This window comes from Mesorhizobium sp. M7A.F.Ca.CA.003.01.2.1 (assembly GCF_003998945.1).
GTDB lineage: Bacteria > Pseudomonadota > Alphaproteobacteria > Rhizobiales > Rhizobiaceae > Mesorhizobium > Mesorhizobium ciceri.
Window position 1 is genome coordinate 1 of record NZ_RZRA01000187.1, and the last position, 7,157, is coordinate 7,157.

A 7,157-nucleotide genomic window follows, 5' to 3' on the forward strand; every position below is an offset into this window, starting at 1 on the left:
TTGGAGGTCTTCCGACAAAGCGGCCCCCACGCCGGAAATCCAAAATCCGACAATTCCGATAATTTGCCTGGCACCGCTGTTATATCGATGTTGCACAAATGGTTGGCCCTGGGTTAGCATCCCTGCGCAGGCGTCGGTGGGAGGCTCTTTTTACAGCGGCGGCCAGCTGGAGCGGCATGCGTTTTCGGGCGCAGGGAGGATGCTCCACACTTTGAACCGACGCATGATCCTTCCTGAAACCGATCCCGGTTTTCGGGTCGTGCGTTCTTGTGGAGGAGGATCCCATGAACAGACGTGAATTCCTGCTGTCGTCCGCGGCTTTCGGCGCCATGATGGTTGCCGCGCCTTCTGTGTTTGCGCAGGACAAGCTCACTATCCTTGGCTCGGTGCCCAGTCTCGGCTTTCCGTTCTTCGTGCACATGCTGAACGAGATCAAGGCGGAAGCCGCCACGCAAGGCGTCAATCTGACCGAAAGCGACGGCCAGAACTCGGCCACCAAGCAGACCGCCGACATCGAGGCCGCCCTGGTGCAGAAGGCCAACGCCATCGTCATCTCGCCGCTCGACGTCAACGCGCTGGCGCCGGCCATCGAGGAAGCGGTCAAGGCCGGCGTTCCCGTGGTGACGATCGACCGCCGCGTAGACGGCGTCGAGGGCATCCTCGCCCATGTCGGCGCCGACAATGTGAAGGGCGGCGAGGCGGAAGCCAACGCCGTGGTGGCGGCGTTTCCCAACGGTGCCAAGCTGTTCCATCTGCAGGGCCAGCCCGGCGCCGGCCCGGCGATCGACCGCAACAAGGGCGTGCACAATGTGCTCGATCCTCTGAAGGACAAGTATCAGATCGTCTTCGAGCAGACCGCCAACTTCGCCCGCGCCGAGGCGCTGTCGGTGACCGAGGCTGGCCTTGCCGCCAACGGCAAACCCGACGCCATCGTCTGCGCCAATGACGACATGGCGCTGGGCGCCATGGAGGCTTGTGCCGCGCGCAACTTCACCGACGTCAAGATCTACGGCTTCGATGCACTGCCCGAAGCGCTGGTCGCCGTGCGCGACGGCAAGCTTGCGGGCACCGTCGAGCAATTCCCCGGCGAGCAGTCGCGCACTGCGGTGCGCATCGCGGTGGCCTTTGCCAAGGACAAGACCGAGCCGAAGGAGAAGCTGGTGCTGCTGACGCCAATCGTCATCGGCAAGGACAATCTCGACAAGGCAGAGCGGATTGGCGAGACGAAGTAGGGGTTTGGCGGGGATCGGCCGATTGGCAAAGCCGGCGGGACAGCGCCCCCCTCTGTCCTGCCGGACATCTCCCCCTCAAGGGGGAGATCGACTGTTCCTCCTGCTTTCGCCAGTTCCCAAATGTTGAAAGAAAAGGTGTCGCCGGTGACACAGCCAATCTCCCCCCTTGAGGGGGAGATGTCCGGCAGGACAGAGGGGGGCGTTCAAGCGCTGACAGGCGACATCAACTGCATGGAAGGAGCCACCCTTGCCGCCAGCCGCTGAAGCCGCCTCGCCCGAACCCATCCTGCTTGCCGTCGAAGGCATCACCAAGCATTTCGCCGGCGTGACGGCGCTCAGCGATGTCTCGCTCGATATCCGCCCCGGCGAGATCCTCGGCCTGCTGGGCGAAAACGGCGCCGGCAAATCGACGCTCTTGAAAATCCTGTCGGGTGTGATGCCGCCATCGGGCGGCCGCATCACTTTCGACGGTGCCGATTATCATCCCTCCAGCCCGCAGGATGCCAAGCGGCTTGGCATCGTCACCATCTATCAGGAACTGAGCCTGATCCCGACGCTGACCGTGGCGGAGAACATTTTCATCGGCCGCGCGCCGATCGGCCCGCTCGGGCTGGTGAGTTGGCGCAAGATGGAGGAAGATTCCCGCACGATCATCGCCCGCGTCGGTCTCTCCATAGACCCGATGACGCCGGTCTCGGCATTGTCCGTGGCCGAGCAGCAACTGGTCGAGATTGCTCGGGCGCTGTCGCTGGAAAGCCGGCTGATCATCATGGATGAGCCGACCTCGGCGCTGACCGAGACCGAGGTGCAGCGGCTGCTGTCGATCATGGACCGGCTGCGCAAGGACAGGGTCGCCATTATGTTCGTCACCCACCGGCTGGAGGAAGCGTCCGCCATATGCGATCGCATGACGGTGCTGCGCGACGGCAGGCTTGCCGGCCACCTTAACCGTGAAGGCGGGCCGATCGCGCTGCCCAAAATCATCGAGAAGATGGTCGGCCGCGCGGCGTCCGAGCTCTACGCCCGGCCGGCGCAACGCGCGGTGGCCGGCGATGTCGTGCTGTCGGTGCGCGGCCTGCGCACTGTGCGCGACCCCGAGGCGCCGCACGCCATCGTGCTCGACGGCGTCGACATAGACCTCAAGGCCGGTGAAATCCTCGGCGTTGCCGGGCTTGTCGGCTCAGGCCGCACCGAACTGGCGCGCGCTATCTTCGGCGCCGACCGCATCGCGGCCGGCACCATCACGCTCGACGGCAAGCCGATCGCCCCGTCATCACCCGCGGACGCCATTGCCCTCGGCATCGGCCTGGTGCCGGAGGACCGCAAGCACCAGGCGATCTTTGCCGCGCTGGGCATCCTGCCGAATTTCTCCATCGCTTCGCTGGGCAGCTTCAGCAACGGTTTCGGCTTCATGGCCGAGCGGCGCGAGCGCGATGCGCTGTCCGGGTTTCGAAAGATGCTGTCGATCCGCATGGCTTCGGCCGAGCAGGCGATCGAGGGCCTGTCGGGCGGCAACCAGCAAAAGGTGATCCTGGCGCGCTGGCTCGCGCGCGATCCGAAAGTGCTGATCGTCGACGAGCCGACGCGCGGCGTCGATGTCGGCGCCAAGACCGAGGTGCACCAGATCCTGGTGCAGCTTGCGGCGCGCGGCATTGCGGTGATGATGATCTCGTCCGAACTGCCCGAGGTGCTGGCGGTTTCGGACCGCATCGTCACCATGCGCCGCGGACGCATCACCGGCCAGATGCCGGGCGTCGAAGCAAACGAGGAAAGACTGATGGAACTGATGGCACTCGACCGCAAGGAGACACTATGAGCGTGGCGGGGGAGCAGGATCAGCGCGGCGGCATCAACTTCGCGCGGCTTTTGATGAGCTTCGGGCCGCTGCTGTTCCTGGTGGCGCTGATCATCGTCTTCACGGTGCTGAAGCCGAGCTTCATGGACCCGATCAACCTGTTCAACATCACAAGGCAGATCTCGATCACCGGGCTGATCGCGCTCGGCATGACCTTCGTCATCCTTACCGCCGGCATCGACCTGTCGGTCGGCTCGCTGCTCGCCTTCTGCGGCATGGTCGCCGCCGTGGTCGCCAAGGGCGGCACGGCCAACACGCTGTCGCTGTCGACGAGCGGCACGCAAGGGTTCGGCTGGTTCGCCGCGCTGCTGGCCGCCATCATCGTCGGAGCCGCTGCCGGCGGCGTGCAGGGGCTTGTCATCACCCGGCTGAAAGTGCCGCCCTTCGTCGTCACGCTGGGCGGGCTGACGGTGTTTCGCGGGCTGACACTGACCATCTCCAATGGCGGCCCGATCTCGGGCTTCGACGCCTCGATGCGCTGGTTCGGTACCGGGCTGATCGGCCCGGTGCCGGTGCCGGCGCTGATCTTCGCGGCGGCCGCCATCCTGTGCCACATCGTGCTGCGCTACACGCGCTATGGCCGCGCCGTCTATGCCGTCGGCGGTAATGCGGAAGCAGCGCGGCTGTCGGGCCTGCGCGTCGACCGCATCCTGGTCTCGGTCTACGTCATTGTCGGCTTCTTCGCCGGGCTCGCGGCCTTCGTGCTGTCGGCCAGGCTGAACTCCTCGGAAGCGGTGGCGGGCATCGGCTACGAACTGACCGTCATTTCGGCCGTCGTCATCGGCGGCACCTCGCTGTTCGGCGGCATCGGCTCGGTCGGCGGCACGGTGGTGGGCGCGGCGCTGATCGGCGTGCTGCAGAACGGGCTGCAGTTCAACAACGTCTCGTCCTACACGCAAAGCATCGTCATCGGGCTCATCCTGATCCTGGCGGTGGCGTTTGATCGGTGGCTGAAGTCGAGGGTAAGAAGGTGAGGGGGACGGTTCTCCCTTCTCCCTCTGTTGGAGAAGGGGAGCCCCATTCCTTGCAAAACAATCATGCTTTGCTAGAAAGGTTTTGGCGGGTGGCATCGTGAGAGAACCTCATGTTTGCCGATATCATCAGACCGATCACCCTAGGTTTTTCGCTGCTGCGGCGGTTCTGGCCGCAGCTCATGGCACTCGTGCTGGCCGGCGTGATGGTCGGCGATCTCCTCATGCTGCTGGCGGCGAAGGTGGCGCTGGCCAATCACTTCGCCGGGTTGGCGATGCTGACGCTGGTGGCGCTGGCGCAGCTGGTGGTGACGGTGGCAATGTTCCACGTGCTGCGCCCCGGCCTGCCGCATGTGGTGGCCGCGCAGCGCGGCGCCGACAAGGCCGCAACCACCGAGACGCAAACGAAGCCGGGTGCCGAGGCTGACCGGCGCGGCTCGCGGCTGGTGCGGATGATCACCATCGCGCTTCTGCCGTTCTTCGCCTATTATGCCGCCTGGGGATTTCTGGGCGACGTCGTGCGGCAGTATTCGCGCGAAACACTCGACCAGGCCGATTTCGGCCAGAGCGCTGATGTGCTCGACGTGCTCGACTCGCGCTGGCTGCTGGTCTCCGTGGCGGTGTCCTGGCTGATCCGCCGGCTGGCCAAATTCATGCAGGCTAAGACAGGTGCGGAGTCGTTCTGGCAGATCGTGGTGGTGATCTGCGAGACCAACTGGATCTTCGTCGGTCTCTACGTGATCAGCCGATGGAAGGATTCGGCCCTGCAATGGCTGATGAGCCGCAATTTCTGGTCGGCCCTGCAGGCATCGGTGGACGGGCTGGCAAACCCGGTGCCGATGGCCTCGGCCGCACCCATGGTGCCGGTCGAGATCTCCTCGATCGCGCCGTCGACGGCTGCGATCAACCTGTTCTTCTTCATGCTCCTGCCGCTGATCTGGCTGGTGATGGCGGCGCTGATCTACGGCTATGATGTGCGCGACGATGCTGCCCTGATGCGCGTGCATGGCCGGCTGGAGCGTGCCGGCCGGCGCTATGCCGGCCTGCCGAAATTCCTGCGCGATTTCGTCGAGCATTTCATCGCCGGCTACCGCTCGCGCTATCTGCCGATCGCCAACGGCGTGCGGCTGACGGTCAGCGCCAGCCTGGTGCTGTTGTGCACGCTGGTGGTCGGCTACCGGTTGCTCGACTGGGGCGCGGCCTGGCTGTGGCTCGGCGCGACGCGGCTGATCGGTCCACACGAGCTCGATATCTGGCAGATTTTTTCGCATGCCGTGACGCTGCTCTTCGGCAGCCCGTTCCAGGATTCCTCCACCGGCATCCTGATCGAGCCGCTGCGCATATGCTTTCTCGCCGCCGTGCTGGAGACGGCGTTTTCGATGGCGAAGCGGGCGGGGAAATGAGCTTTCTTTACGGGGAGAAGGATGCTGTCACTTCGGCGGCCGCTGAAAACGCAGGAACCAGGGGCGCTCGCTGCCCAGGCCAATGGCTGGGCGGATGGTCTCGATGGCATCCTCGGGCACGATGAAGGTCTCGCCGACGCTGATGATTTCGCCCTTTTTGGCGCCGGAGAAGATCGCCGAGGTGCAGTTCATCACGCCGTCCGGCAGGCTGACGCCGGAGATGAAGTCGGGCAGCCAGCGGCGGCCGGCGGCGTCGGTCAGCATCACCTTGCAGCCCAGCCACTGCTTTTGCAGATCGGGATCGCCGACCGTGACGGCGAAGGTGGCGATGACGGCCAAGGCATGCTCGGGCAAGCGGCCGGCCTTGCCGCCGCGCAAATCGGCCAGCCGCCATTCGCTGCCGCCGAACGGCGCGCCTTGGCCAAACTCGACATCCCTGGCGATGAGGTCCTCGCCATGCAGCCATTCACGGATGCTCTCATAGCTGGTTTCGGCCAGCGTCAGCGGCAGCAGGATAGCGAGCGCGGCAAGACCGCGCCGTCGCCATTTTTTCTCGCCACCGCCGGCTGGGTCGATGTCGGTTGAAACCGCGCTCATGTCTTGCCCTGCCGTGTCTGGCCCTGCCGTGTCTGGCCCTGCGGCGGTGCAGGAGCGTCGAGATCGTATAGCGGCAAGACATCCGCCGGTTGACCATCGGCACCGGTCGGAACGGCATCGAGGCTGATGCGAGCCTGGGCGTCGAGCGGGCCGAACTGACGTGCGGCGATAAGCAGGCTGGCGCCTCGGATCTGGTCGGCCGGCAACTCGAAGACGAACAGGCCGCTTCTCTCCAGCCCTGGATCGACGGCATGTGGCGGCATATCCTGGCGATAGCTGAGCCGCTCCGTCTGGCGGTAGCGCAGGCCGGTCGGGCCTTGCCAGGTGCCGTCGGCGACCGTGGTGGAGGTGCTGGTGGCGGTGAGATTGGTCGCTGCCACCGCCCACAGTCCGCTGGTGGTCAGCAGCCTTTCCTGGCCGAACTGGTTGGTCTTCAGCGTGCGCGCAAAGACCATTCTGTCGAGGCGGACATCGAAGCTGCGCGCCCGCACCGTGTCGTGCATGGCGCCATCAATGGGGATCGGCGCGGTGAGTTCGGCATAATGCGGCTTCGACACCTGCATGCCGTAGCTGAGCACCACGGTGGCGGCGACGATCAGGAGATTGCCGATGGCGCGGATCCTCATGAGCCGCTCTCGGGCAGGTCGGCGACCGGCATGGTGACGGTGCCGAGCCGATAGGAATTGAACCAGCCCGGCGTGCCGTAAAGATTGTCGCGCGGCTTGAAGATCTCGGCGGTGACGCCGAAGCTGAGATTTGCCGGCACGGCGGCGTTACCGGCAAGCGGCCAGACATAGGCCATGCGTTCGGTCATGCCGGGATGCAGTTCCGGCGTCAGCGTCGAATCGCGGGCCAGCGCGATCATCGGCGTGGAATCGGGCAGGTCGATCCCGTCCGGCTTGAAGACGTTGAAATAAGCCTTGTCGGATTGCGCCGTGCGATTGGTCAGATCGGCCTCCAACACCAGCGCCTTCTGGCCTGGTTTCAGCGCCACGCCATAGAGTTTGGCGCGGCTGACATAGGCGCGCGCGGGCTGGACCCGCCAGCGCCCGGCATCGATGGCGGCATCGGGCGGCAATTGCGGCGGGGCGGGGGCGGG

General features: G+C 65.2%; 7 protein-coding genes. 4 read left to right on the forward strand and 3 right to left on the reverse strand.

What is annotated here, in order from left to right:
* Positions 1-284: 284 nt before the first annotated feature.
* The 4 genes from EN969_RS10350 to EN969_RS10370 all read left to right on the forward strand — a co-directional run bounded on the left by EN969_RS10350 (position 285) and on the right by EN969_RS10370 (position 5,461).
* On the forward strand, positions 285-1,232 hold the full coding sequence (locus tag EN969_RS10350; protein ID WP_127419108.1) for a substrate-binding domain-containing protein: 948 nt from the start codon (positions 285-287) through the stop codon (positions 1,230-1,232).
* A 247-nt stretch (positions 1,233-1,479) separates the two neighbouring features.
* Positions 1,480-3,048: a sugar ABC transporter ATP-binding protein gene (locus EN969_RS10360; RefSeq protein ID WP_063168645.1), complete on the forward strand. Its 1,569-nt coding sequence runs from the start codon at positions 1,480-1,482 to the stop codon at positions 3,046-3,048.
* Complete coding sequence (locus EN969_RS10365) at positions 3,045-4,061, forward strand: ABC transporter permease (RefSeq protein WP_013530576.1); 1,017 nt, start codon at positions 3,045-3,047, stop codon at positions 4,059-4,061. Before EN969_RS10360 ends, EN969_RS10365 begins: the two co-directional genes overlap by 4 nt.
* 110 nt (positions 4,062-4,171) lie before the next feature.
* Complete coding sequence (locus tag EN969_RS10370) at positions 4,172-5,461, forward strand: hypothetical protein (RefSeq protein WP_063168644.1); 1,290 nt, start codon at positions 4,172-4,174, stop codon at positions 5,459-5,461.
* A 27-nt stretch (positions 5,462-5,488) separates the two neighbouring features.
* Here EN969_RS10370 and EN969_RS10375 read toward each other — a convergent pair whose 3' ends face one another.
* The 3 genes from EN969_RS10375 to EN969_RS10385 form a co-directional block, all read right to left on the reverse strand.
* A complete protein-coding gene (locus EN969_RS10375; RefSeq protein WP_013530578.1) occupies positions 5,489-6,058 on the reverse strand; it encodes a hypothetical protein in 570 nt (189 codons plus the stop codon).
* Positions 6,055-6,684 (reverse strand): hypothetical protein, encoded by a 630-nt coding sequence (locus tag EN969_RS10380; RefSeq protein WP_063168643.1) that lies wholly within the window; start codon positions 6,682-6,684, stop codon positions 6,055-6,057. Before EN969_RS10380 ends, EN969_RS10375 begins: the two co-directional genes overlap by 4 nt.
* Positions 6,681-7,157: hypothetical protein (locus EN969_RS10385; protein WP_127419109.1), on the reverse strand; the 477-nt coding region annotated here is incomplete at its 5' end. The genes EN969_RS10385 and EN969_RS10380, both read right to left, overlap by 4 nt.

Coding starts and splice junctions, on each gene's coding strand:
- EN969_RS10350 (WP_127419108.1), top strand. CDS start 285: ATGAACAGACGTGAATTCCTGCTGTCGTCCGCGGCTTTCGGCGCCATG.
- EN969_RS10365 (WP_013530576.1), top strand. CDS start 3,045: ATGAGCGTGGCGGGGGAGCAGGATCAGCGCGGCGGCATCAACTTCGCG.
- EN969_RS10370 (WP_063168644.1), top strand. CDS start 4,172: ATGTTTGCCGATATCATCAGACCGATCACCCTAGGTTTTTCGCTGCTG.
- EN969_RS10375 (WP_013530578.1), bottom strand. CDS start 6,058: ATGAGCGCGGTTTCAACCGACATCGACCCAGCCGGCGGTGGCGAGAAA.
- EN969_RS10380 (WP_063168643.1), bottom strand. CDS start 6,684: ATGAGGATCCGCGCCATCGGCAATCTCCTGATCGTCGCCGCCACCGTG.